This is a genomic window from Rubripirellula amarantea (assembly GCF_007859865.1).
Taxonomy (GTDB): domain Bacteria; phylum Planctomycetota; class Planctomycetia; order Pirellulales; family Pirellulaceae; genus Rubripirellula; species Rubripirellula amarantea.
This window is the reverse complement of record NZ_SJPI01000003.1, coordinates 84,090-109,531: the sequence shown is the minus strand read 5'-3', so window position 1 is coordinate 109,531 and position 25,442 is coordinate 84,090. Positions and strand designations below refer to the sequence as shown.

Below are 25,442 nucleotides of genomic sequence, written 5' to 3'. Positions count from 1 at the left end.
GGGCAGACCTCGGACTATCATTTGGGTGAACGGAATTGGGTTTTGTCGCCTTTGGGGAAGCGCTCGGTTGTGGTCGATGACCATGGATCGCTTAAGGCCAAAACTTCGATCGCCTCGTTCGTTCGATCGTCTATCGACCTGAGTCAACGGAAACTAGCCGCCAGAAATATTTGGTGATGGGATGCTGGTGTATGAGTCTCGGTTCGATTTCCGTTTGCACTGTCTTTGCTCAGCCAATCACGCAACCTTTTCCCGGCTGACGAGGCGAAATTCAACTTCAAGGAAACCCGTCGTGACAAACCCCCATTCTCTCCAACTCTCTCGTTTTCGATTTGCGGTCTTAGCTAGCCTTGCGATGGCTTGCACTTTTGTTTCGCCAGCTTTGGCGGATAAGACTGCTGAGGACGACGCGCTCTCGCTCGAAATGTTCGCGGCCATGGACGCAGGTCAAGTGGATGTGAAGATCATTCCGCAAGACGCAACCAAAGCCAACGTCATCATCAAGAACTTGACTGACAAGCCAGTGAATTTGGCGCTTCCCGAAGCCTTCGCCAGCGTGCCTGTCTTGGCTCAAGGCATGATGGGTGGCATGGGCGGCGGCGGCATGGGCGGTGGCGGCGGCGGTGGCGGTGGTGCACAAGCCGGCGGTGGCGGCATGGGCGGCATGGGTGGCGGCGGCGGCGGTATGGGCGGCGGCGGCATGGGGGGCGGAATGATGCGAATCCCAGCCGAGAAAATGAAGAAGTTTGCTGTTCAAACCGTTTGCTTGGAACATGGCAAGCAAGACCCGAATCCGCGTATGGCATACAAGATTGTTCCGCTGGAAGAGTTCACAACGAAGGCGGATGTGCGAGTGCTATGCGAATCGCTTGGTTATGGCCAAGTTGCTCAAAATGCGGCTCAAGCTGCTGCTTGGCACATGATGGATGGATTGTCATGGCAAGAATTGGCGAACAAGAACCGAGTGGAGAGCAAATACATCGGTACGATCAAGTGGTTCAACTCAATCGAACTGCACACCGCGAAAGCAGTCGTTAGCGAGGCAGCTCGTATCGCAGCCGAACGCTCGGAATCCAAGTCGCAAAACGGTAGCTATAGCAGCTACGGAAATGACAGCTAATTTGTCACTGCTTTGAGAAAACAGAAAAGCCGCGTCGCAAAAACGACGCGGCTTTTTTTATGCCGTAGGCCAGGAAGTCGTCGGAGATGACTAGACCAAGTTACTGTCATAGACGACGACCGATGCCCAGTTGTCCTTGTTCTCGGCGATGAACGTTTGGTGGCGTTCGGACACTTGATAAGTATCGTGGGTCGGTCGGTCAGCGAATACCATGTGAAGTGCAACGTCGAAGTCGCCGTTGACGGGGCGATTGAGTTCTTTATCACGCGTGCCGAGATCGAAAGATTCCAACCCCTGATGATCGGTCAGGTACTTACGACATTCGCTCATCAAATGTTGGGCAGATGCCTCGCTACGGTCGTGAAGCGTAAAGAAGACGTGATGAGCGAGCCGGGCCATGAGAGATCCTGTGAGAGAGTGAAACCAATTAAGAACCGCCACAGCTTCCGATAAACGGACCCGTTCATCAACTCCCCTTGGCGATCGCAATTGTCCAGGCGAGGGTGACGATCGCAATCGCTACGCTTCCGGCGGTCATCTGCACTTTGGTGCTGTCGAGCCATCGATAAGGAAGCCTTGCCACCGCGGCTCCCAAAACGAGACCGGCGGCAAACCCAGCAAAGTGAGCACCCACGTCGGTGTTCTCGCCGCCAATTCCCGTGAACGCCATCAGTAGCGCCCCACCGATCAGCGGACGCCAGCGTTCCATGGCCGTTTGCTGATTACCCGGCCGAGGACGCAGAGCATGAGCCACCATGATGCCGAGGGCGGCGAATACGGCGGTTGATGCACCGATCGAAGCATGGTCAGCGTTCCTGGCCATCGCGTTGATCAAGTTCCCACCTGCTCCCGCGACCAGGATGGTCAACCAGCCAATACCGCCACCGAGGATTCGACCAGTGAGCAGACCGAATAGTCCGCCGTAGCCCAAGTTGGACAAGAGGTGCCCGGAATCGGCGTGCAATGTCAGTGCTGTCACGACGCGATAAAGCTGTCCGGCCATTACATCACCGGCATGCATTCTTCCGATCGATCGCCAAATTTCCTGGGACGGCGGCGAGAGTGAGACCGAGGCAATCAAGATTAAGGTAGTCGCATACACGATCACGCCCCACCATGATCCACCAAATACCGGAGTGGGCGTGCGTTTGCGATTGGATTCGAGGGACTGATCTTGCTGGTAGCCGCTTAGTTCCCCTATCGCAGCATCGCGATCTTCGGGCCGAACCCACAATTGCCATACTCCGTCGCGGTGAATCGCTTCGCAGGCAATACCTACGGCCTCAAGCACTAAACGTGACTCTTGGCATGCTTTTTGGTGCGGGGTTTGAAAAACCAGAGCGGCTTCGGTGGGCGGTGGATTCATCGCACTATGGTCAGCGACTGGCGCTGTTTTGGCAACATCATTGTCCGATTAGTTGCTTGGTAACGGTTGCATGGCTGCGGCAAACTATGCGGCCTCGATTCCAGACGTTCGTCGCATGATCGTCGTGGGTTGCGTCGTACGTTTGGGGTGTTGAAGCTCGCGCCCTCGCTAGGTTGATTCTATGAATCGCATTTTCGTTATTTGTGCCCTGCTGGGTTTTTCGGTGTTACTATCCGACAAAGCTCAAGCGGAACATCGCCATCACCATCGTCACTCGACCTACTACAGCGGTGGGCTTTGGTACACCGATAGTTTTCCGGGCTACGGATACAGCAACCTTGGCTACAGCGGTTTCAATCACAGCGACCTGGATTATCGCGGTTCTGGTTACCGTGACTTTGGCTACCGAAATCCTGGGTATCCACGTCATGGATACCCCAGCTATGGGTTCGGCTATGTTTACGATCCCTATGCTCGAGGATCGTTTGAGGCACCTGACTTGCTGAATGACCCGCTGTTTCAGGCTCAGCACAAATTCGACAGTCGTTACCCCGGACGTTATCAGTCGGCTTCGCCGCTGCAATTCAAAGACTCGTCTTTGAACGAACCTGTTCGTCGATCACGACATCGCATCTTCGGTCGCAATCGTTAAAGCCTCGATTTCGCGCTGGCCTATTGCTTGTCTTTGCTTGTTTGCAACACCGACACGAAGGCTTTCTGCGGGATTGTGACGCTTCCGAATTGCTTCATCTTGGCCTTCCCCTTCTTTTGCTTTTCGAGCAGTTTCTTCTTTCGCGATATGTCACCGCCATAGCATTTTGCAGTGACGTCCTTTCGCACCGCTTGAATGGTTGATCGCGCAATCACGCTTCCACCAATCGCGCCTTGAATGGGAATCTTGAATTGGTGTCGTGGAATTGCCTCGGCAAGTTGTTCGCAATAATGCAACGCGCGAGTTCGAGCTTTGTCGCGGTGCACAAGGTAGGACAAGGCGTCGATAGGTTCCTTGTTGACAAGAATGTCGACCTTCACGATGTCTGTTTTGCGATACTCGATCGGTTCGTAGTCAAACGAGCCATAGCCGCGAGTGATCATCTTTAGTTTCCCGTAGAAGTCGAACAGCACTTCACCCAATGGCATTTCGCTGACCACTTCCACTCGCCCCGCCGACAAGTAGTTCATCGTTTGGCTTTCACTACGATGCTCGCGGCACAGTTCCATCACCGAACCTACGTATTCGTCCGGGGTAAGAATGGACGCTTTGATATAGGGTTCCGATGCAGAATCGATCGTTGACGGATCGGGCCAATTGGTCGGATTGTCGACGTTCAGCGTGGTGCCGTCCTTAAGCGTCAAAATGTATTTGACCGAAGGAGCGGAGATGACCAAGCCCAAGTCGAATTCTCGTTCAAGCCTTTCCTGAATAACATCGAGGTGAAGAAGTCCTAGAAAGCCACATCGAAAACCAAAACCCAAGGCGGCTGACGAGTCTTTTTCGTACGTCAGCGCCGCGTCGTTGATGGCAAGTTTTTCGAGGGCCTTGGTCAGATCCTGATATTCGTCGGTGCTCATCGGGTAGACCGATGAAAACACTACCTGCTTGGCAGGCTGATATCCTGGGATCGGAGCATCAGCGGGCCGATTGACCAGCGTCAACGTATCGCCGATCTCGATGTCTTGGACACTCTTGACCCCGGCGACGATGTAGCCCACTTCGCCGGCCGTCAACTTGTCCTTGGGGTTGAGCTTGAATTGGTTGAACCCAAGTTCGTCAACCTTGTAGTCACGTTCAGCGTGCATGAAGCGAATGTTGTCGCGAGGCTTGACTGTACCTTGCATGATTCGAACTTGTAAAATCACACCGCGATACTTGTCGAAGTAGGCGTCGAAAACTAGCGCCTTGAGCGGAGCGGTAGGATCGCCGCTGGGGGGCGGTAAGTGCTCGACGATACCTTCGAGAACCTCGTGGATTCCTTCGCCGGTCTTTGCCGAAACCGGGATGGCTTGAAAAGGGTCAAGGCCTAGTTCGCCGTCGATCGCTTCCCTGGCCATTTCAACATCAGCCGCTGGCAAGTCAATCTTGTTGATGACCGGAAGGAGTTCGAGGTCGTATTCCAACGCCAGGTAGAGGTTCGCAACCGTTTGCGCTTCCACTCCCTGCGAAGCATCCACGATGATCAACGCACCATCGCACGCCATCAGTGATCGGCGAACTTCGTGCGAGAAGTCAACGTGACCGGGGGTGTCGATCAGGTTGAGCAGGTAGTCCTCGCCGCTCTTGGAATGGTAGGTAAGAGTGACGGTGTTGCTTTTGATGGTGATCCCACGCTCACGCTCGATGTCCATCGAATCAAGCATTTGATCGTGAAATTCACGCTGCGAAATACCCTCACAAGCCTGGATCAGCCGATCGGCAAGGGTGGACTTGCCATGATCGATGTGCGCAATGATGCAAAAGTTCCGAATATGTTTCATGCTTCGCAGCTAGATGGAAAATGTGGTGACGTCCGGCAAAGCCCGAATCGTAGACAAAGACCTGCCAGACCGACAGGGATTGACACAAACACAGACGTTTTTACCGTACTTTACGGCGATTGCTAGGATCAGATTGCTTGTACGCGAAGCCTAGCCGGGAACGCCGACACGCCAATGGCAGCTCACGTGGATTTGCAGCCGACAGTCCGTTGGGGTGCTCTAACAAGGGACGAGGTCGCCGGTTCAGCACCCCGAACGACTTTCGTTCAATGAGGTTGCATCCCGCAGGATGCTAGGTTGGCAAACTCGCATTGCTAGTGCGGTGTCGTGGCGCTCGGTGCCATTGTGCCAGCGGCGAGATGAGTTACAGTCCCACAAGCGAGCATGCCTTTCGTGCCCGTTCAAGCGTATTGTGTTACGTGCACCGTGTTGAATAAAGCAGAATGACCATGAGACGAGATATGAAATTAGTTCGGCTTGTCCTTGAGTTTGTCGAACAGCATGGCAGCGGTCGTTTCAAAGGTAAGATTCCTATTGAAGGCTACGAACGAGATGCCATCATCTACCACTTGCAGCTCTTAGCTGATTCGGGATACGTCAACTTGGGCCAAGAAACCCTCTTGAACATGGGGCCGCTGTTGCTGACATGGAAGGGTTGCGACTATCTCGATGAGTTGCGTCGCGGAGAGCAAGGCGGAACCAAGTAACTACGACGGTTCGATTCCGAAACGCAACCAGTCGGCTTCGGGAACCACTTGCCGAAGCGTCTCTTTGGCACCTGGGTTGGACGCGATCAAGTCGGACGTGACCGCTCGTAGTTGTTCCTTGGCGTCCCTTAGCGAAACGTTGTCGCCGTTCGCTTCGAGGATCCGGCACTGTTCAAGTCGAGCTAGGACTTGGTAAAGCAAGCCAGCTTTGGGATCACTTAGCAGAGTGGCCAAGGTTTTCAGTGCATCGCTGGAACGGTCCTCTGCGGAGTACATCCGGGCAAGTTGCAGTTGCGATTTGATGCGGTACTCGTTGTTAGCCGAATTGTTCGCATCTGAGAAATACTGAGCCACGCTCTGCCAGCCCGCTTCGTCATTGCGAGTCGCAGCGATCAGATACTGTTCTTCGACGGTTTCGGCACGCGTTACCGTTTGCGGTCTCAATAGGTCGGTTACGGATATCGCAGGCTCTCGATCAAACCAAGCGTAGGTGATAAGTCCAGCCGCTACCGGCGCGGCAAGTAACGCTAAACGTCGAACAATTCGACTGCGTTGTCCCCGCCTTGCTTCATCAGCAAGTCGCTGCAATCGAATCGTTGCCGCGACGGGTCGGGGTGATGAGATAGCCAAGCTGGACAACGACGTTTCGTTTTGAACGGCGTCCAGTAGCTCTGACGGATTCTGGTATCGATCATCGGGTAGTTTGGCCATCAAGCGGTCAACCACCGCGATCAACCATTCCGGTACGTCGGGGTTGCCCTTGGCGTCACAAACATTTCGAGCTCGATCAAGCGGCTCGGCAGTTTCGTGCAAATGTTTGACCGCGAGGGCCAACGGATCAGAACCCGTAAATGGCGGCTCGCCGGCAAGCAAGTGATACATCGTCACGCCGAGCGAATACAAGTCACTGCGTGAATCGACCGGTTTTCCTTGCACCTGTTCCGGACTCATGTACCGGGGCGTTCCAAGCGTCAAGCCAGCCTGGGTCAAGTCGGCTCGCGTTTCATCGGTGCCGATCCCCACTCTTGCCAATCCGAAGTCAGCGACTTTGATCACACCGCGTGCTGATCGCATGATGTTGTCAGGCTTAATATCCCGGTGAGTGATGCCGGCTTCGGCAGCGGCTTCGAGCGCTGAAGCGACACCAACGAGTACTTTGATGGCATCGTCGGCACTGAATGGCCCATTGCGTTCAAGGATTTCGCGAAGATTCTCACCATCGACGAATTCTTGGGCCATGTAGTGCCAACCTTCGATGCTGCCGACATCAAAGACAGCGACAATGTTGGCGTGGGTGAGCTTGGCAGCAGCTCGGGCTTCGCGACGGAACCGAGTGACGTAGTCTTCGTCACGGGCCAATTCGCGGCGCAATACTTTTAACGCAACATCACGGCCAAGTTGCAGGTGTTTTGCGACAAACACTTCCGCCATGCCGCCACGTCCCAAGCGACGCAGAATTTGATAATCACCCAAGCGTTGGCCCACCAAACTAGCAGGCCCAACGATTTCACTCTTTAGGCGATCGTTCTCGTTCGTATCCGGCGTATCAGTCATGCGTAACTACTGTGCTGGACTTAGATCGCGAGTTGTCGATCGTAAACAGAGCTTCATTCAAGTTTCCACTACGAAGTCCACGAGGGTCCAACGTCACGTCCGCGAATCCAAGTTGTTCGAAAGCCTTTGTCAAACAGTGATCATCATTCAGCTCGACCAATCGCTGAACCTCGCCGTGCGGGACCTCGACACGGGCCGCCTCGTTTTGTTCCAGTCGAACCCGAACATCACTGAAACCATGCCGGCGTATCCAGTCTTCAGCGGCGTCGATCTTGGAAAGCCGATCCGGCGTGACTTCAACGCCGTAAACAATCCGGCTTGCTAAGCAGGGGGACGCCGGCAAGTCTTGGTTGGACAGACCAAAATGAGTTGCCAGTTGACGAACCTGACGTTTGGTCATTCCCAGGTCGGCTAGGGGCGTCTTCACACCCGCATTGTGCCCGGCTTCGAGTCCAGGTCGGTAGTCGCCCAGATCATCTTTGTTGGTGCCTGATAAAATCGTGCGGTTTGAGTGTGCCTTGATGATGGATTGAATCGACTGGTAAAGCGTTGTCTTGCAGTGAAAGCAACGCGTGCGATCATTGCGACGATAGTCTGCCAACTCACCCTCGTTCGTTTGAATCCAATGGTGTTCGATTCCAATCTCACGGGCTAGGTTGCTCGCAGTGTCACGCTGCCAGGACGCTAGGCTTGGCGAAGTGGCTGTCACAGCAATGGCATCGACATGAACTCGGATAGCCGCTGCCGCAACGACGCTGCTGTCGACTCCACCGGAAAACGCAACGATGGGTGATGGGTACCGTTGCATTTCATCCAGCAGACGCGACGCAAGTATCGCGGATTCGACAGTCGGCTCAGGAAAGTTCGATGGCATGGCTAATTGCGTTTGGACCATTTTAAAGTCACGCGAACGGAGAAACCCGCGTTGAGTTTTCGTCCCTCGGGTGTCTCTAATTCTGATCGGTCAGCGTCAATTCGCAAACTGGCGGGTTTGAGCGGCTTGGCAGAACGAATGAATCGCACAATTTCCTCGGATGTCACGTCAGGCGAATGTCCCGTGATCAGTAAACGCGTTGACGCTGTTTTCCCACTCATTTTCGCCCTGTCGGGACGAAGTAGCGCGAAACAGCTTTCTAACAATGGCCATAAATCGCGTTCCACCCGCCAAGTCTTTCCTGCGGGCCCATGCCCATAAGCAGGAGGGTCAAGCACGATGGTGTGATAGCGGCGATCCCGACGAACTTCTCGAGCAGCAAATTTTGCTGCGTCATCGACCAGATAGCGAATCGGTTTGTCCTGCCAATCGTTCCTAGCCGCAGACTCTCGGGCGGATTCAACATTCGGTTTGGCTGCGTCAACGTGAGCAACCGCAAGCCCCGCAGCGACCATCGCCATGGTGCTGGCCCCGGTGTATCCAAACAAGTTTAGTCCGAGTAGCGGATCGGACTGCTGACTTTCATCAGCGTTGCCCTTCTCGTCAGCCTCGGCTGGGCTCTCCGCGATGCTGGCTTGATCCGAATCCGAAACCGACACCGAATCGGACGAGCCAGGTGCCTGGGCTAACCATTGCCAATTAGCGTGCTGTTCCGGAAAGAGCCCGATATGACCATACGGTGTGGGACGAACGGGCATTTTGAATGGGCCACAGTCGATCGTCAGGTCATCGGGCCACGGTTGGTAAAACTTCCATCGCTTTGCGTTTTCGTCAAACTTGGCGTCGACTTTGGCCCAATCCACGGGTGAGTGGCGAGCGGCATGATCAGCCGCAGGGCTGGGGCGATCGATGCGATAGTCACCAAGCGATTCAAGCTTTCGCCCCATCCCAAAGTCGATCAGTTGATACGTTGGAGCGTTCAAGTTAGACCGGCACCGGTATTTGTTGCAGCAAGTCGGAAAGTTGAGTTTCCACCGCCACGCGCGATGCCCCTTGGAAGATACCTTCGGGGAGAACGCGGTGAGATAGCGATGGGACAGCGAGCGCTTTGATGTCGTCGGGGGTCACGAAGTCGCGACTTTCAGTGATCGCTCTCGCTTGGCAACCTCGGTAGAAACTCAACGCACCACGGGTACTGACACCCACTTGGAAGCCATCATGGGCACGTGTGGCTTCGACTATGTCGAGTAGGTAGTCGGCAAGTGAATCATCGAAGCGGACGTTGCGCACCATCGCTTGAGCCGCCAAAATTCGATCCACGGGAGCGACGGCTTGCAGTTGATCGACGGGTTCGCCCATACGATGCGACCTCAAAACTTCTCGTTCGATATCGCGAGCCGGATATCCGATGGACGTTCGTAGCAAGAATCGATCCAGTTGACTTTCGGGCAACGAATAGGTGCCTTCGAATTCAAAAGGATTTTGCGTTGCAACCACGATGAAGGGTTTCGGCAACGGGTGAGTCGTTCCATCGATCGAAACCCGGCCTTCGCTCATCGCTTCGAGCAACGCGGATTGAGTGCGAGGTGGAGCGCGGTTGATTTCGTCCGCCAAGATCACGTTGGCGAAAATAGGACCAGGGCTGAACTCGAACTCGCGCGTGTCCGAGCGATAAAGCATGCTGCCCGTGATATCCGAAGGCAACAAGTCAGGTGTGAACTGCAATCGCGAAAAAGAGCCTTGGATACTTTGTGCTAACGCCTTCGCAGCGAGTGTCTTACCAACCCCTGGAACGTCTTCGAGCAAGACGTGTTCTCCGGCCAACAATGACGTGACCAGCAGTTGAACAATATCCGGTTTGCCTAAGACGACTCGCTCGATGTTATCGCGAAGCGAACGTGAGATGTCGAACGCTTCCTGCGACATGTGCGAGCACTTTCAATCAAATTTCGGAATCGAAAAGGTTTTGCCTACGGCCAGAGAACGTTCTGGCAAAGCCGAAGGGACAAGGGAGGACAAAATCATACCTCGAATGATCGCGGCGTTCCATCCGGCAGCCGCCTGGTGACGGACGCAGCGTGGCAAGCGTGTTGGACCGTCTGGCGACAATGTGCATCGGGCTGATCGATTGCCGACCAATGGGGCAAAGTGCATATGGTCTAAAGGTACATACCGGCAAATAAATCCGGATCGTCCGATTGCTGCTGAATCTTGGCGATTCGCTCGCGAGTTTTCTCCAGATCGCCGGCCTTAATGTACCGATCAAATTCGACCAACACCGCGTGTTTGACCGATTCCGCCAAGAACTCGACCATCGGTTCGTTCAGCCAAGCACAGGTTTCGCGGGCGAGGCTGACCGTAACGTGCACGGCTTTAGTATGAAGGTCCTTTTCCCCAGTGAGAACGGTTCCTTCGAACGCAAACGCAACGGATCCTACGTTAGGATCGTTCGTCAGGTGGAAGACGCAACTTCCATTGTGAAGGTAAAACGAGTTGTGAGTGCCATGCTTGGCCATCGCCGCTTTCACTCGCAATACAAATTGCTCGTACTTGGGTGACGCATCTAAAGGAACGTCAAGTCGTGTGACGGTGCGCAGCGGCATGCAATCGAACTCGATTTCGACCCATGTTCCGTTTGGCGCTGTTTCGCTCATCATGCTTCCTTCGTTAAGAATTTCTTCTCTAAGTCTACCGCAAACTGACCAGCATGACTCTACTAGACCGCCGCAACGCTTGGAATGATAATTGCCGCGACCCTAAGATACCACGGCCGCCCAGTCGGCATTAGAGTAGTCCGCGATGGTCTCGCGTTTCTCCTACGCAACTTCTCCTAACACGGAGCATACTTACAGTGAAGCAGGCTCTGGCAGATCGTTGGACGATCAAAGACTCAGCGGCGGAATACGGCATCGATCGCTGGGGAGACGACTACTTTAGCATCTCTGACAATGGAACCGTTTTGGTTTCCCCAGGTCGTGATGCGCAATCGTCGATCGATCTTAAATCGCTGGTCGACAGTTTGACCGATCGCGGCATAGAACTACCGATCCTGTTGCGTTTCAACGGCATCCTACGCGATCGATTGCATCGTTTGAACGATTGCTTTGCCCAGGCTATTTCGGATCATCAGTACGAGAACCGATATCGATGCGTGTTCCCGATCAAGGTCAACCAGCAACGTGACGTTGTCCAGCAAATCGTGACAGCCGGTTCCAAGTTAGGTTTTGGGATCGAAGCCGGTAGCAAGCCTGAGCTACTCGCCGCCGTGGCGATGAGTGACGTGAGTGTTCCTATAATCTGCAACGGTTTCAAGGACGAGGAATTCATTCGCCTTGCGATGATGGCTCAGCGTCTTGGCCGCACGGTGCTACCGGTGATCGAAAAAGCGACCGAGCTGGATTTGATTCTGCGAGTGGCATCTGAAGTGGGTGTACGACCGACGTTCGGAATGCGAGTGAAATTAGCGACTCGCGGCAGCGGGCGTTGGCAAGCCAGTGGTGGTTACCGAAGCAAGTTTGGTTTGACCGTCGCCGAAGTGCTTGCGTCGCTTGATCGGTTGATCGAAATGGACTTGGCTGATTGTTTTGAATTGCTGCACTTCCACGTTGGCAGCCAAATCGGCAACATTCGTCAGCTTAAGTCGGCGATTTTAGAAGCCGCAAGGATTTACGCCGACCTTAAGCTCCGCGGTGCAGGACTGCAGTATCTAGACGTCGGTGGCGGACTGGGGGTCGACTACGACGGAACGAAAAGTGATACCGAATCGAGTATGAATTATTCGATGCAAGAGTATGCCAACGACGTGGTTTATCACGTGCAAACGGTATGCAACGAAGCGGAGGTTCCTCACCCGCAATTGATTTCCGAAAGTGGTCGCGCGGTCGCGGCCCAGCACAGCGTGCTGGTGATGGAGACGTTGGGTGTTACGTCCCAAGGGAAACCTGTGATTCCGGAATGGGCCGAGGATGGTGGGCAGAGTTCAGGTAGCAACGAACCGGAAGGCCCACCGGAAGAGTACGAGCAGCCGGTCCATGATTTGTGGACTGCTTACAGTTCGCTTGAACTGTCGAATGTCATGGAATCGTTTCACGATGCCCAGGTTTCATTGGACCTTTGCATGAACTTGTTCAGCGGTGGCTACTTGCCACTCGAGCAACGAGTTGCGGCCGAGAACCTGTACTTTGCCTTGTGTCACCGAATCCGTGAAATCTCGGAAAACCAAAACGGTATATCGTCGGAATTGAACCACCTCGATCGGATGTTGTCCGATATCTACTTCGTTAACTTTTCGCTGTTCCAATCGATGCCCGATGCGTGGGCGATTGATCAATTGTTTCCCATCATGCCGATCCACCGACTGGCTGAACCGCCGACCCGGCACGCGGTCCTGGGCGACATCACTTGCGATAGCGACGGCAAAGTGGATTCATTTGTCGGTAGCGAAGGGCGCTGCAAAACGCTTCGGCTGCATCCTACGATCGCTGGTCAGTCGTACCAGCTAGCGGTTTTCATGGTGGGAGCGTACCAAGAGATTCTGGGTGATCTGCACAACCTTTTCGGTGACACTCATGCAGTGCACGTTGAATGCGAAGAGGGCATGACCAAGATCCGCTCGATTGTCAAAGGCGATACGGTGGCGGAAGTTCTGTCTTACGTGCAATACGAAGAACGCGAGCTCGTCGAGCGTATTCAAGAATCGGTCGAAGACGCAGTGTCTAACAATTTGATCGATCACCAACAGGCTGGCCAAACCGTTACCGCTTTTGAAAAGGCGTTAGACGGTTACACGTACCTGACCAAGACAACGAATCACGCAAGCACGTCGTCGGAATTGAACCTTCCCCCTCGAAACGTCGACGCCTCCACTTAGTGGGAGCGTCGTTTCACACGGGCGGGCTGCTCTCGTCACGTTGAACAACGCGTTTCAACGTGAATGTCTTTAATCACTAGTCGCCGGTAAAGTGCTACCGGCGTTAAGCCGCATAGTTTCAAGTACTAAGATTCAATCTTCGTCATTGAGCTTGGCGAGTGATGACAGGTCTTCCAGGGTGGAAGTGTCACCGACAATTTCGCGGCCCGATGCTACATCACGAAGCAAGCGACGCATAATCTTACCGCTTCGCGTTTTGGGTAACGTCGCCGTGAATCGAATGTCGTCCGGTTGAGCGAGTGCACCGATCTGCTTTCGCACATGCAACTTTAACTCCTTCCGCAGTGCTTCATCGGGCTGGGCGTCGCGGATGGTAACGAAGGCTGCAATCGCTTGGCCCTTCAAGTCATCGTGACGACCGACAACGGCGGCTTCGCACACAGCAGGGTGGCTGACCAAGGCGCTTTCGACTTCGATCGTGCTGAGCCTATGCCCCGACACATTGATCACGTCATCAATTCGTCCCATGATCCAATAGTATCCGTCCTCGTCTTGTCGAGCATTGTCGCCGGTCAAGTACATGCCGGGAACGGTTGCCCAATACTGTTCGACAAAGCGATCGTCGTCGCCCCAGATACCTCGCAACATGCCCGGCCAAGGCTCGGCAATGCAAAGCATGCCGCCATGGTTGTCTTCAACCGGTTTGCCGGTTTCATCGACAATCTTGGGGATGACCCCAGGCAGCGGTTTGGTGCAAGAGCCTGGTTTGGTAGCTGTGATCCCAGGCAGTGGGCTCATCATGATGCCACCGGTTTCCGTTTGCCACCACGTATCAACAATGGGACATTTCTTGCCACCAATCTTTTCGTGATACCACATCCACGCCTCTGGATTGATGCCTTCGCCCACGCTACCGAGCAACCGCAGGCTCGACAAATCATGTTTTTCAACATGTTCATCACCCCATTTAATGAACGCCCGGATGGCTGTGGGAGCGGTGTAAAGAATCGAGACTTTGTACTTTTCGACTAAGTCCCAAAACCGATCTTCGGCAGGATGATTGGGCGCGCCTTCGTACATCAGGCAAGTTGCGCCCGCCGACATAGGGCCATAGACGACATACGAATGACCGGTGATCCAGCCACAATCCGCAGTACACCAATACACGTCGTCGTCGCGGTGATCAAAGACCCATTGAAACGTTTTCTTGGCCCACAGATTGTACCCAGCGGTCGTGTGACGAATGCCCTTCGGCTTGCCGGTACTGCCTGATGTGTACAGGATGAACAAACTCGCTTCGCTGTCGAGCGGTGTCGCGGGCAGTGTTCCCGGTTGGGAGTCAACGACGTCATGCCACCAGACATCACGACCGGTTTTCATCGGAACGTCATCGTTGCCGATTCGCTTGAGCACGAGACAGTGTTTAACGGTGGGCGACTTGGCGAGCGCTTCATCGACGGTCGCTTTAAGTGGCAAGACTTTGCCGCGACGATAGAGTCCATCCGACGTGATCACGAGTTTAGCGCCGGCGTCGTTGTTGCGATCGGCAATGGATTCCGCACTGAATCCAGCGAAGATGACTGAGTGAACGGCACCGATGCGTGCGCAAGCGAGCATGGTGATCGCCAATTCAGGCGTCATCGGCATGTAGATGCTGACGACGTCTCCCGTTCCAATGCCCAACTCGATCATCGCTTCGGCGCACTTGCAAACTTCGGTACGCAGTTCGCGGTAGGTCAATGTCCGGGTATCGCCTGGTTCGCCTTCCCAAATGATGGCGGCTCGATCTCCGATGCCAGCATCGATATTGCGATCGAGACAATTGTACGATGCGTTCGTTTGGCCACCAACAAACCACTTGGCGTTCGGTGCTTCGAATTCGCAAACCTTGTCGTAAGGTTTAAACCAATGCAGGTTCTCTTTTGCTTGAGCGTCCCAAAAACCATCGCGGTTATTGGCCGCTTGGTCGTAAAGTTCTTGATATTGCGCTTCACTGCTGATGACGGCCTGTGCGGTGAATTCTGAGGGCGGCGGAAATTTCCGATCTTCGATGAGGACGTGATCGATTTGGCTTGAAGAAGAGGAAGCGGAACCGGAAGCGTCAGGCATGGCAGGCAAAATGGGGTGGGAGGAAGTGGGAGGACCGAATGCTGGAATTCTAGCCTAAATCCCCAGCCAAGGTTGAATTCTAAGACAACCTCGCCGTTCTCTTCTGCGGAAAAAAAGTTCGCAGATGACCAGCAAGTGAATGCCTGTGCAAATCAGACCAGGACGCCAGTGCAAATCAAACCGGGGCGCTAGTGCAAATCATACCGGGCGCTGTGCAGGTGAAGCTGGGCTCGGCGCGAATCCAACCCGGTGCTCGAGACCATCAAACTAGTCTCGATGCGAATTGAATTAGGTGTCGATCGCGGTTTCATTAGCGGCACGATTGTGCTGCTCGCGAAGTTGATGCATCGTTTCGATAATCGCTTCGGCCTGCAATCGCAACGCATCATGCAATTGTGACTGGGCCAGCTTTTCAGCGCCTTCGGATTGCAGTCGATTGACGGCGTCCCATTCCATCATCCAATTCTTTTCATTGGATACTTCGCGAAGCTTTTCAACCGTCTCGCCGAGCCGGTGATAGAGATCTTGATTGGGTTTGGCATCGAAGCGGCGATAGGGAGCTTGCGAGTTGGAACTTAATGGCAGCTCTCCGCTGGGATGTGCTCGGCTTGACCATTGAACCGCGGCGAAAACACTCGCGATGATCGCTAAGATCCCAGCGATAAACATCGGTCCTGTCATTCCGCCCAATCCAAGGGCAACCGCTGCGATCAGGCAAAGGATTGCCGTTGCGATCAAAGACAAGGGAGCATTGTGTGAGCGTTGCGAAACGCTCGAAGGCTCGTTTCGCTTACCGCTATCGGGCGTAGACTGAGTCGGTGGTTCGGCGGCATGAACCACGATCAGCGTGATGTTGTCTGGTCCGCCGCGAAGATTCGCGAGATCGACCAAAACTCGTGCAGCTTTCTCTTCGCTTAAGCAGCTCAGCAAGGGCCCAAGTTCTTCGTCGAGGACCAAGCCGGTTAGTCCGTCACTGCAAATTAGGAACTTGTCGCCCTTTTCGATGGGAAACGGGCCTTCTACATCAACGTCGACGTGGGAGTTCGGCCCCAGCGATCGAGTGATCACGTTCTTGGGAACATTCACACCTGACTTTCCGCTGGCTTCCATCTCCCAAACGAGCGAGTGGTCGAACGTGAGCTGTTCAAGCACATCGCCTCGCAACCGGTAAACGCGCGAATCGCCGACGTGCGCGATTCTGGCACCGCTAGGTCCAATCGTTAAGGCACTAGCGGTCGTGCCCATGTTGTGGAATTCAGGATTGCTTTGTCCGCGACGGTGAATTTCTGCATTCGCGTCAACAACCGAAGCGCGAAGCGCGTCGGCTGTGTTTCCTTCGGTCGAACGGAAGTACTGCATCGCGATATGCTCGGTGGCCAAGCGACTCGCTAACTCGCCCGCAGCGTGAGCGCCCATGCCATCGGCGACGACGAAGAGATGCCCGCGACTACGGAAGCGTTCGGCCGATTTGGCGGGAAGTGCTGCCATCGAGTCCTGGTTGTTCGCTCGGCGCATGCCGACATCGGTCAGCTCTGCGTAAACAATTCCAGGATTCCATTCGTTTGACACTTAGCGCGACCACCAAGGGGAATTCGTTCGTGTTGTTAATCGACTCATCGTATCGCTACTTTCACCACGATTGATTGGGGATGACGCATCGTTCTTTTAAAACCGCTTGAAGCACGACGCACGGTTCCCATCTTTCCCACGCTGCATTTCGTCCCCTGCATGCCGTCATGAACGTAAACGCCGGAAACGACATTTGTGCGCATCTCAATCTGGGGATCGCCTCGTCACGTTTGCAGTCATGTGTACGCGTACGAGGCAAAAGGAAACAGGATTCGAAAATCAAGCGGGAACTTCTTCCTCTACTAATGTAGTTTATAGAAGTTTGGGCTACTGGTACCTAGATGACTGCAAGGCGAATTTCTTTGGTGGTTCGTTGCGGCATTGAAGTCGTATCCAATAAGACTTGCCCAAATGGGTTGAATCGCCGACGTCAGCTTCATCTCGCAGTCGTTAAAAGTGTGCAAACGTGTACGAATCGTTGCCGTTCTTTACCGATAATTTAGTTGACAGTCGATTCAGGTTCGGTAAAATCCCAGTGCGACTCCCGCAGTCGCAAACTCCGCCCCGGTCGGCAATGCCCCAGCTGACCGGGGCATTTTTTTTAGCCTGACTTCGCCATTGGTGAAGAACTGACCCCAACGAGCGGAAACTCTCTTGCCAGACCGGTCTTGGACCCAAGCGACCGTCCACGCTCGCTGTCAGACACTCTCGCACGTTGCTGGACGGCTCGCCGACATGTCCGATTCCTTGATTGCTTCGTGCTCAAGCAATCAGCGGATAGATCCCGTCGAAACCATCACTGCGGAACTTTTTCCACTTTGCGCCGCTTTGAAATGGATCGGTAAGAATGGTCCCAAGGTACTTCGCAGCAAGCGTCTTGGCGCGATCGGTCGCCCCGCTTGGTTGTGGGGAGTGCATAGCCAAGTCCATCGCCAACCGATGGGACAGGTTCTGATTCTGGCCGCTTGGAATTACCCATTGTTGCTTCCTGGGGTTCAGGCTGCTCAGGCTCTCGCAGCCGGCAATCGAGTGCTTTTAAAGCCAGCGGTTGGGTGTGAGGCAGCGACTTTATTGCTGGTCGAAGCGTTCACTGACGCGGGAGTTCCCCGTGAGTTTATCTCGGTGCTCGATTCATCGAACGAATCTGCGATATCGGCGATCGACCAAGGCGTCGACTTGATTGTTCTAACGGGTGGTGTAACAACGGGGCAAAAAGTGATGGCACAAGCCGCCCGCACGCTGACGCCTGTGATCATGGAGCTGAGCGGTTGCGACGGCGTGATCGTTACCGCTGATGCTGACCTCGATCGGGCGGCTGATTCAATTGTTTTTGGAATGCAGTTCAACAGTGGTGCAACGTGTATCGCACCACGGCGTTTGATTGCCGTTGATGCAACAATGGATGCGCTCATTCCACGATTGCGCGAGCGACTGCAGGATGCCGGCGAAGTGTGCGTGCATCCTTCGGCAGCCGAAACTGTCTGCGATACGATTGCGAAATCTGTTGCTTCCGGTTGCGTCGACTTGCTTGAACATTTTGACGAAACGGCCCTACGGTCCAAAGGTCGAATACGTCCAGTCATCTTGGATGGTGCCAATGGCCACACGGCAACTGCAAGTTCGGATCTATTCGCGCCAGTTATCTCGTTAATTCGAGTTCAGGATATGAATGAGGCGATTCGGGTGATCAACGATTGCCGCTTTCGACTGGCCGCGTCTGTGTTCGGTCCTCTTGATCGCGCCAGTGAGGTGGCCGATCAGCTACAGGTGGGGACAGTTGTGATCAACGATTTGATCGTTCCCACGGCCGATCCGCGTCTACCCTTTGGTGGGCGAGGCGCCAGCGGATTCGGTGTCACTCGGGGTGCCGAGGGATTGTTAGCGATGACCACGCCCAAGGTCGTTGCCCGTCGATACGGGAAGCTAATGCCGCACTTGAAGCCTCGGCAAAGCGGCGATCAGGCGACTTTAACGGCCGCGTTGACGTTAATGCATGGAAGCGGATGGAAAAAACGATTGTCAGCGCTACGGCAGATGGCGAAGCGAGGTTGATTCCTTAGGATAATGATCCAAAGGGTTTCGCCTTCTTGTTGTCACCACACTCCGTTCAAAAAAATATCAGTCATGATTGCATCCGATAAGAAGTCCATGCGTGTCGTTGTTATTGGCGGTGGACTGGCGGGTTTGTCCTCGGCATGCGTTTTGGCGGCTCGGGGTCACAAGGTGACTTTGATTGACAAGAATGATTGGGTGGGCGGCAAAGCGGCCGCGCTTCATCAGGACGGCTTTCGCTTTGACATGGGGCCGACCATCTTGACGTTGCCGAGTGTATTGAAGCGGATCTTTTCCGAAGCTGGCGAGAATGTGGACGATCACATCAAAATGCTTGAGCTTGATCCGCAGTGGCGTTGTTTCTTTGAAGGCAGCGGCAAGACCGGTGCAAGCGACGCTGACAACACGGTGCTGGACTTGGTTTCTAATGTCGATCTGATGCAACAAAACATCGACAGCTTTACCCAGTCGCGAGCCAGTGGCGAAGGCTATCAGCGATTCATGAAGATGAGCGAACAGTTGCACGGCGTTTCGGATCGATTCTTTTTCTGGCGTTCGGTCGGTGGACTGCGAGACACGATGGATGTCGGCGGCGCATTTTCGGCTGCGGTGCTAAAGGATGTGTTGTCGCTCAAAATGGGGCGAAGCGTTGCCTCGGTCGTTCGGTCACATGTGCCCGATGAACGAGTATGCCAAATGATGGATCACTTCACCCAGTACGTCGGATCATCGCCGTACGCGTCCCCCGCTGTTTTGTGCAGCATCGCTCACATGCAGACGGATGAGGGGATTTGGTATCCCATAGGGGGAACTCGAGCGATTCCAGAAGGGTTAGCCGCCTTGTCCGATCGTTTGGGAGTCGACGTGCGCACTGGGACCGATGCCATGAAAATCGAAGTCCGTAACGGTGAGGTCACCGGAGTGGTCACGGCAACTAGCGAAGTCATCCAATGCGATGCTGTGGTTAGCAATTGTGATTCAGTTCGTACCTACCGCGAATTGTTGGAAGGAACGAAAGAATCGGCTCAGTTCGAAAAGAAGAATGATCGCGAACCGGCCTGCAGCGGTGTCGTGTTGTACTTGGGGCTCAATCGACGTTACGAGCAGCTCTTGCACCACAACTTTGTGTTTTCGAAAGATCCCGAAGAAGAGTTTGATTACATTTACCACCGCGGTGAGCCAGCACCGGATCCTAGCGCGTATGTTTGTGCGCCGTCGGTCAGTGAACCAAGCGTGGCACCCGAGGGCGGTGAGGCGTTGTATATCCTTGTCCACACACCCTACCTGCGTCCCGGGCACAACTGGAAAGAAATGTTGCCTCAGTATCGCGACGTGATTTTGAACAAGTTGGAACGAACCGCGGGAATGGATGGTATTCGTGACGCGATCGTGACGGAGGCTTCACTGACACCCGAAGGTATTCATAACCGATATCGAGTTCTCAACGGAGCCATCTATGGCTTGGCGAGCCACGGGAAGTACTTGGGTGCGTTTAAGCCTGCGAACCGACGCCGAGATATTAAAGGGTTGTACTTGGCTGGCGGTGCGGCTCATCCTGGCCCGGGAATGCCCATGGTCATGATGAGCGGATGGATTGCCGCTGACGCTCTTGACCAAGACGCCGAAGCCGGCACTTTAGTTGCCAGCTAAACGAAATGGCAAATCAACCGAGACGCTGCGTCTAAGTCCAACTCGATGCCCGTTGTAGGCTCATCGCAGGCTTTCAGGCCAACGCAGCTTTCAGGCCAACGCAGCTTTCAGGCCAACGCAGCTTTCAGCTCAGCGCGCCACAACGATTGGCTGGTTCGATGAAGCCCAGCGTGGTCTTGCCGTAGGTACGGTAGTCCCAATCCCCTGGTGGAAACGTGTCGAGGTCAGTCGTCTTGTCGGTCTCGGTAACAATCACGCTGCCCGGAGGCGCGTTGGCGATCGCAGTTTTCAAGATCAACATCAAAGGATCGAACGCTTCCGTCCACAGCGCATAAGGCGGACAAAGGTAGACGATCCAAGGTGTGTCTTGAGCGGGAACGGCAAGCAAGCTTCCCGCGACTCGAAAGGTATCCGAGGCGATGATCTTGGTCCGACCAGCAACGTCGAGCGTCTCGGCTGTTTTTTGGATCTCGCGAACCGCTTGGCGGTTTTGTTCGACCATGACGCACGAGCTGGCACCTCGGCTAAGCGATTCAAATCCCAACGCGCCGGTTCCCGCGAATAAGTCGAACGCGACTGAACTCTTGATCGCTCTGCCAAGAATGTTGAACAAGTTCTCGCGAATATTGTCCTTCATCGGACGCGTGAAGTCGGCACCGTGATAAGTCACCGTACGGCCACGCATATCGCCTCCGATGATGCGCAATTTGAGCGGTTTGATCACCTTGCTTGGCTTGCCGGACGAATTTTTAGGGGCTGAGTTCTTGCCAGAATCCGACTTCTTGCTGATACCGGATTTCTTGCCAGAGTTGTTGCGTTTGGAGTTTGGACCTTTCATGGCGGGCAATATAGCGGTATCAAATCGCTTGGCGATGGCAAACCGATTGGCTGCTGAGTACGTAATGTCCGGATGCCAACCGCGTCGAGCGACAAAGTCGGGCTCTGCCGCGGCAAAATACGTTATTCCTGTTCCCAACAAAGTCGCCGATGTCTTTACGAATTTCTTCCCTGCCCACATTGCCAAGTGGCTGCGCGGTCGCGATCTTTGCCCTTCTAGGCTTGTTTTCCACGCAGGCGTCAGCTCAAGAAGCGCCCTCGACCTCCAGCGACTCAGGTGCTGAATCTACCGAATTGGCGCTACCCGATTTGGGCCCGCCGATCACGGGCGAGATCGGTTCGGGGGCCGGGCCGATGCAGGCCGATGCATCGACAGAAGCCGAGCAGGATTTCACGAACGATCCCGAATATCTTGCCGAAGTGGAACGGCTAACCAAAGCCTTTGAAGACGCTCGTCACAAACTCGAAACAGCGGTCGTCCAACAGCGACTCATTTACACCCGCTATCTCAATGCCGAGGCAAGGTCAAAGGCGGATCGTGAAAGCTACACCGTCAAACGAGATGAAGTTCGAAGTTTGATGGACGAAACGTACACGGCTGCTTTGGATTTGAGTCGGATCACTGGAAACGAAGAAGCGGCACAGTACATTTTGACGATGATCCAACATCGCTTTGAACGCGGGATCTATAACCTATCTACCGCTGAGGGTGCCGCTCGGTTGATTGATGGCGGCGCTAGGTATCTTTTACTTTTCAAGGCGGGTGCTCGGTCAGCGCTGGTCTCTGGAAAGTTTGATATCGCGAAAAGGCTCTACGAGGCCATTGATCGAAAAGACATGGAGAAGGTGGACATTGGCATGTTCATCTCTTTGGAAGAGCTCGAGAAGAGTTGGGAGAAGGAAAGCGAAATTCGTGAGCAGGAAGCCCAAGCGGACGACTTGCCGCGAGTGAAGTTTGTGACCACCCAAGGCGAGTTCACCGTAGAGTTGTTTATCAATGAAGCGCCCTCGACTGTTGCAAACTTCATCAATTTGGTGGAACAAGGGTTCTACGATGGACTGGACTTCCATCAGGTCGTTGACAACATGCTTGCCCTCACCGGCGACCCGTCCGGTTTGGGAAGCGGCGGCAGCGGCAAATTTCTAGTGGACGAGTTTGATCCGGAAGTCACTCGAACGGCTTTGCGCGGTTATCTCGTCATGGCCAAGTTGCCCGTCCCCGGATCGACCTCGGGCGAGTTTGTGCCGAACTCGGCAAGCAGTCAGTTCGCCATCTTGTACATGCCGATTGTCGCAAACCTTGGTGAGCAAACTGTTTTTGGTTGCGTGATCGAAGGCATGGACGTGGTATCGAGATTGAGACGAGTCGATCCTTCGAAGAAAGCGGAAGAGAAGAAAATGCAACTGCCGCCGGATCGGATTCTAGAAACAACTGTGCTGCGTCGTCCCGACACGCTGCCGGAAGTGAAGTACTTCGACGTCAGGGCCGCGTTGCAAGCTGAACAAGACCGTATTCGCGCAGCCCAGAAAGCTGCCGAGTCCACTCATCAGCATGACGGCCATGATCATGACGGCCACGATCACGATGACCATGATCACGAAGGTCACGATCACGAAGATTGACGTCGGTGTGTGAAGCCTTGGTGGATGCCGATGTCAGCTAACGATGTCAGCTAACGATGTCAGCTAACGATGTCAGCTAACGATGTTGGCACGTCTGGCCCTAGCCACTCGGTTTTCGCCGTCACCAGCAGCTCACCAGGCGTGTCATGCTACCTTATTTCCAGGCAATTGCCGTGATTTGTCGCAATCGGGACGGCCGGTTAGACTGGTGGCACGTTGGAAACGCCCACCTCGACACGAAATTTATATGTCCAAACGCTCGCGTAGTCGCCGAAAGTCCGATCCTGACAAAACGGGTGTGAGTGAACTCGTTTCGCCAAATAAGGATGGATCTGACGTCTCACTAGCTCCAACGCGTCGAAAGTTCATCCAGGGTAGCGGCCTGATTTTGGCAGGCAGTGCCATCGCGGGTGCGGGGCTTTCCCCTGCACGTGCTGCTCACGCGATCGGATCCGACACGATTAAGATCGGTTTGGTTGGGTGCGGCTGGCGAGGCACGGCCGCTGCGATTTCGACGATGAATACGGCATCATCGGACACGTCCGCCAACGGAGTGAAGTTGGTGGCGATGGCCGATATGTTTGAGCACGCGGTGCAGACCGCTTACCGAACAATCAAAGGACGAGTCGCCGCACGCGATCCCGCGGACTGTGATCATGTTGCTCGGTTTTCAGGCCTGGACGGTTTCCGTGGCGTTATCGATAGCGATGCTGACTTGGTCATTCTTGCCACGCCGCCGGTCTTTCGACCTGATCACTTCAGCCTTGCTGTCGAATCCGGCAAGCAGGTTTTTATGGAACGACCGGTAGCAGTCGACGCTGCGGGTGTGAATCAGATTTTAGAAGCTGGCAAAGTTGCGCAGTCGAAGGGGCTTTCCGTTGCGGTCGGATTGCAACGCCGGCATGACCTGCGAACCATGGAATGCGTCGATGCGATTCATGGTGGCATTCTGGGTGATCTTCAGTATGCCAAAGCGTATTGGAAAGGCAGCACTTCACCCGTCCAACCTCAACGCGATAAAGAAAGTCAGCTTGAATACGAACTTCGCAATTGGCGACATTTTCGATCGCACAGCGGAGATCTGATCAACGAACATCAGGTCCAAACACTAGATCTGTTCAACCATATTTTCGGTGATCATCCCGCAATTGCATGTGGGCAAGGCGGACTTTCCCCGGCGGTGAATGGGGAAGAGCAAGGAAGTGGTAGCGGCCCCGATGTGTTTGATCATCATGCAGTCGAATTCACTTATCCGAGCGGCGTTTCGTTGTTCCTGCAATGTCAACGCCAATCGTTGAGTCAACGCCACTCCAAATCTCTTCGTGTGATCGAAGCGGTTCACGGATCCAAAGGTGTTTGTGATTTAGTGACGGGAACGATCCGTGACTTGTCTGGCAAAAAGATTTGGCAGAGTTCGTCAAACTCTAGCAAGGGTAATGGCCAGCAAATGCAGTTGGATCATTTCGTGAAATCACTGCGAGAGGGAGTACAGGTGAACGAACTTGATTACGCTGCCAAGAGTACGCTGACGGCGATACTGGGAACGGTGGCTAGCTATCGCGGGGATAGCGTGAAGTGGGATGATCTTGGTCAGTCATGATCACATAGCCGAGGGCTAATGCGATTGGCGTTGTCGCGACCGCCGTGGCCAAAGCGAGATTGCTAATAACGCGATTGCAGGCGCAACGAACCACTGGAACCGCGCTTCGTAATTGTCGACTGTTCGTGTTTCCAGGACATCTTGTTCGAGCGAGGACAAGTACAAGCTGTAGAAATCGGCCATGTTGACCTGTTTCGTGCCGGCGGGAATGTAAGCACCACCACTTGCTTCAGCCATCTGCTCGAGCACTTTTCCATCAAGCTTGGACCACACCTGTTCGCCCTGGTACTCGATATAGCGATCACGTTGGGTCGGAATCCTGGCTCCTTTGGTCATGTCGCCTAAGCCTATCGTGAAGACAGTGATGCCGGCTTCATCCTTGGCAGTCTTGGCTGCTTGAACTGGATTGCTTTCCATGTCTTCACCATCGGTCAGCAACACAATCGCGCGGCTGCTAGACGCAGAGTTTAGAAAGCCATCTTCGGCCGACCGAATCGCGTCTCCCAAACGTGAGCCACCGCGACTGATGTCGATTGGCGAAATCTCGTCGAGCCGACTGCGGAAATCATCGTAGTGACTAGTCATGGGAATCGCTTGGCGAGATTCACCAGCGAAAATAACTAATCCCACGGAATCACCCGCCATCTCGGCAACCGTGTCTTTGATCATTTGCTTGGCTCGTTCAAGCCGATTAGGAGCAACGTCCTCGGCCAACATGCTGCGCGAAACGTCCAAAGCGAAAATGACTTCGATTCCTCGCTGCGGGACCTCGCGAGAAACTCGTCCCCAGCGAATGTCCAAGGCTGCAATCCAAGAAAACGCCAATGACACCAGCAGCAAGAGCGATGCGACGGTCGTCCAAGTCGAGGCACTTTGATCGAACATTCGCTGCCACTGATTTGATTCTGCGAATCGACGAGACACCTTGCGTCGCCAAAACCCGGCCATCAAGACCAACGAGAAGAACACGGCGAGCAACGCAAACCATGGGATGAAATGCTCGTTGCCAATTTGAAGGTTATCCATCGTTGTCTCC

Annotated in this window: 20 protein-coding genes; 8 read left to right on the top strand and 12 right to left on the bottom strand. The window is 54.2% G+C overall.

Annotated elements, in window-relative coordinates:
- Nucleotides 1-292: 292 nt before the first annotated feature.
- Nucleotides 293-1,120 carry a hypothetical protein gene (locus Pla22_RS25765; RefSeq protein ID WP_242632211.1) on the top strand — a complete coding sequence of 276 codons (828 nt, stop codon included), beginning with the start codon at nt 293-295 and terminating at the stop codon, nt 1,118-1,120.
- 90 nt (nt 1,121-1,210) lie between these two features.
- On the opposite strand, the gene Pla22_RS20465 is transcribed toward Pla22_RS25765, so the two are convergent.
- Both Pla22_RS20465 and Pla22_RS20460 read right to left on the bottom strand, forming a co-directional pair.
- Nucleotides 1,211-1,519: a Dabb family protein gene (locus Pla22_RS20465; protein ID WP_146516687.1), complete on the bottom strand. Its 309-nt coding sequence runs from the start codon at nt 1,517-1,519 to the stop codon at nt 1,211-1,213.
- Between the two features lie 67 nt (nt 1,520-1,586).
- Nucleotides 1,587-2,486: a rhomboid family intramembrane serine protease gene (locus Pla22_RS20460; protein ID WP_146516686.1), complete on the bottom strand. Its 900-nt coding sequence runs from the start codon at nt 2,484-2,486 to the stop codon at nt 1,587-1,589.
- A 181-nt stretch (nt 2,487-2,667) separates the two neighbouring features.
- Between Pla22_RS20460 and Pla22_RS20455 the strand changes: the two genes are divergently transcribed.
- Nucleotides 2,668-3,138 (top strand): hypothetical protein, encoded by a 471-nt coding sequence (locus Pla22_RS20455; protein ID WP_146516685.1) that lies wholly within the window; start codon nt 2,668-2,670, stop codon nt 3,136-3,138.
- A gap of 20 nt (nt 3,139-3,158) precedes the next feature.
- Here the strand turns inward: Pla22_RS20455 and lepA are convergent, their stop codons facing one another.
- Nucleotides 3,159-4,961: a translation elongation factor 4 gene (gene lepA, locus Pla22_RS20450; protein WP_146516684.1), complete on the bottom strand. Its 1,803-nt coding sequence runs from the start codon at nt 4,959-4,961 to the stop codon at nt 3,159-3,161.
- Between the two features lie 443 nt (nt 4,962-5,404).
- Between lepA and Pla22_RS20445 the strand changes: the two genes are divergently transcribed.
- Nucleotides 5,405-5,668, top strand: coding sequence for a DUF2513 domain-containing protein (locus Pla22_RS20445; RefSeq protein ID WP_146516683.1), 264 nt, complete (start codon nt 5,405-5,407; stop codon nt 5,666-5,668).
- Here the strand turns inward: Pla22_RS20445 and Pla22_RS20440 are convergent, their stop codons facing one another.
- From Pla22_RS20440 to Pla22_RS20420, 5 genes are all read right to left on the bottom strand, one after another.
- Nucleotides 5,669-7,222 (bottom strand): serine/threonine-protein kinase, encoded by a 1,554-nt coding sequence (locus tag Pla22_RS20440; protein ID WP_146516682.1) that lies wholly within the window; start codon nt 7,220-7,222, stop codon nt 5,669-5,671. It abuts the gene before it with no gap.
- Complete coding sequence (larE, locus tag Pla22_RS20435) at nt 7,215-8,096, bottom strand: ATP-dependent sacrificial sulfur transferase LarE (RefSeq protein ID WP_146516681.1); 882 nt, start codon at nt 8,094-8,096, stop codon at nt 7,215-7,217. The genes Pla22_RS20440 and larE overlap by 8 nt, the downstream gene beginning before the upstream one ends.
- 2 nt (nt 8,097-8,098) lie before the next feature.
- Nucleotides 8,099-9,079 carry a class I SAM-dependent methyltransferase gene (locus Pla22_RS20430; RefSeq protein ID WP_242632210.1) on the bottom strand — a complete coding sequence of 327 codons (981 nt, stop codon included), beginning with the start codon at nt 9,077-9,079 and terminating at the stop codon, nt 8,099-8,101.
- A gap of 1 nt (nt 9,080) precedes the next feature.
- A complete protein-coding gene (locus Pla22_RS20425) occupies nt 9,081-9,977 on the bottom strand; it encodes an AAA family ATPase (RefSeq protein ID WP_146517330.1) in 897 nt (298 codons plus the stop codon).
- Between the two features lie 278 nt (nt 9,978-10,255).
- Nucleotides 10,256-10,750, bottom strand: a complete 495-nt coding sequence (locus tag Pla22_RS20420; RefSeq protein ID WP_146516680.1) for a hypothetical protein — start codon at nt 10,748-10,750, stop codon at nt 10,256-10,258.
- A gap of 197 nt (nt 10,751-10,947) precedes the next feature.
- On the opposite strand from Pla22_RS20420, the gene speA reads away from it, so the two are divergent.
- On the top strand, nt 10,948-12,966 hold the full coding sequence (speA, locus tag Pla22_RS20415) for a biosynthetic arginine decarboxylase (RefSeq protein ID WP_146516679.1): 2,019 nt from the start codon (nt 10,948-10,950) through the stop codon (nt 12,964-12,966).
- A 132-nt stretch (nt 12,967-13,098) separates the two neighbouring features.
- Here speA and acs read toward each other — a convergent pair whose 3' ends face one another.
- Together acs and Pla22_RS20405 are read right to left on the bottom strand one after the other, a co-directional pair.
- Nucleotides 13,099-15,075: an acetate--CoA ligase gene (gene acs / locus Pla22_RS20410; protein WP_146516678.1), complete on the bottom strand. Its 1,977-nt coding sequence runs from the start codon at nt 15,073-15,075 to the stop codon at nt 13,099-13,101.
- A gap of 288 nt (nt 15,076-15,363) precedes the next feature.
- On the bottom strand, nt 15,364-16,644 hold the full coding sequence (locus Pla22_RS20405) for a protein phosphatase 2C domain-containing protein (RefSeq protein ID WP_242632208.1): 1,281 nt from the start codon (nt 16,642-16,644) through the stop codon (nt 15,364-15,366).
- Between the two features lie 654 nt (nt 16,645-17,298).
- On the opposite strand from Pla22_RS20405, the gene Pla22_RS20400 reads away from it, so the two are divergent.
- Both Pla22_RS20400 and Pla22_RS20395 read left to right on the top strand, forming a co-directional pair.
- A complete protein-coding gene (locus Pla22_RS20400) occupies nt 17,299-18,696 on the top strand; it encodes an aldehyde dehydrogenase family protein (RefSeq protein ID WP_146516677.1) in 1,398 nt (465 codons plus the stop codon).
- A 72-nt stretch (nt 18,697-18,768) separates the two neighbouring features.
- Nucleotides 18,769-20,346 carry a phytoene desaturase family protein gene (locus Pla22_RS20395; protein WP_146516676.1) on the top strand — a complete coding sequence of 526 codons (1,578 nt, stop codon included), beginning with the start codon at nt 18,769-18,771 and terminating at the stop codon, nt 20,344-20,346.
- 124 nt (nt 20,347-20,470) lie between these two features.
- Here the strand turns inward: Pla22_RS20395 and Pla22_RS20390 are convergent, their stop codons facing one another.
- Nucleotides 20,471-21,322, bottom strand: coding sequence for an RsmD family RNA methyltransferase (locus Pla22_RS20390; RefSeq protein WP_242632207.1), 852 nt, complete (start codon nt 21,320-21,322; stop codon nt 20,471-20,473).
- A gap of 11 nt (nt 21,323-21,333) precedes the next feature.
- On the opposite strand from Pla22_RS20390, the gene Pla22_RS20385 reads away from it, so the two are divergent.
- Together Pla22_RS20385 and Pla22_RS20380 are read left to right on the top strand one after the other, a co-directional pair.
- Nucleotides 21,334-22,806, top strand: a complete 1,473-nt coding sequence (locus Pla22_RS20385; RefSeq protein WP_146516675.1) for a peptidylprolyl isomerase — start codon at nt 21,334-21,336, stop codon at nt 22,804-22,806.
- A 247-nt stretch (nt 22,807-23,053) separates the two neighbouring features.
- Nucleotides 23,054-24,406 carry a Gfo/Idh/MocA family protein gene (locus tag Pla22_RS20380; RefSeq protein ID WP_165440771.1) on the top strand — a complete coding sequence of 451 codons (1,353 nt, stop codon included), beginning with the start codon at nt 23,054-23,056 and terminating at the stop codon, nt 24,404-24,406.
- Nucleotides 24,407-24,421: 15 nt separating this feature from the next.
- Here the strand turns inward: Pla22_RS20380 and Pla22_RS20375 are convergent, their stop codons facing one another.
- Nucleotides 24,422-25,432 carry a VWA domain-containing protein gene (locus Pla22_RS20375; protein ID WP_146516673.1) on the bottom strand — a complete coding sequence of 337 codons (1,011 nt, stop codon included), beginning with the start codon at nt 25,430-25,432 and terminating at the stop codon, nt 24,422-24,424.
- Between the last annotated feature and the right edge of the window lie 10 nt (nt 25,433-25,442).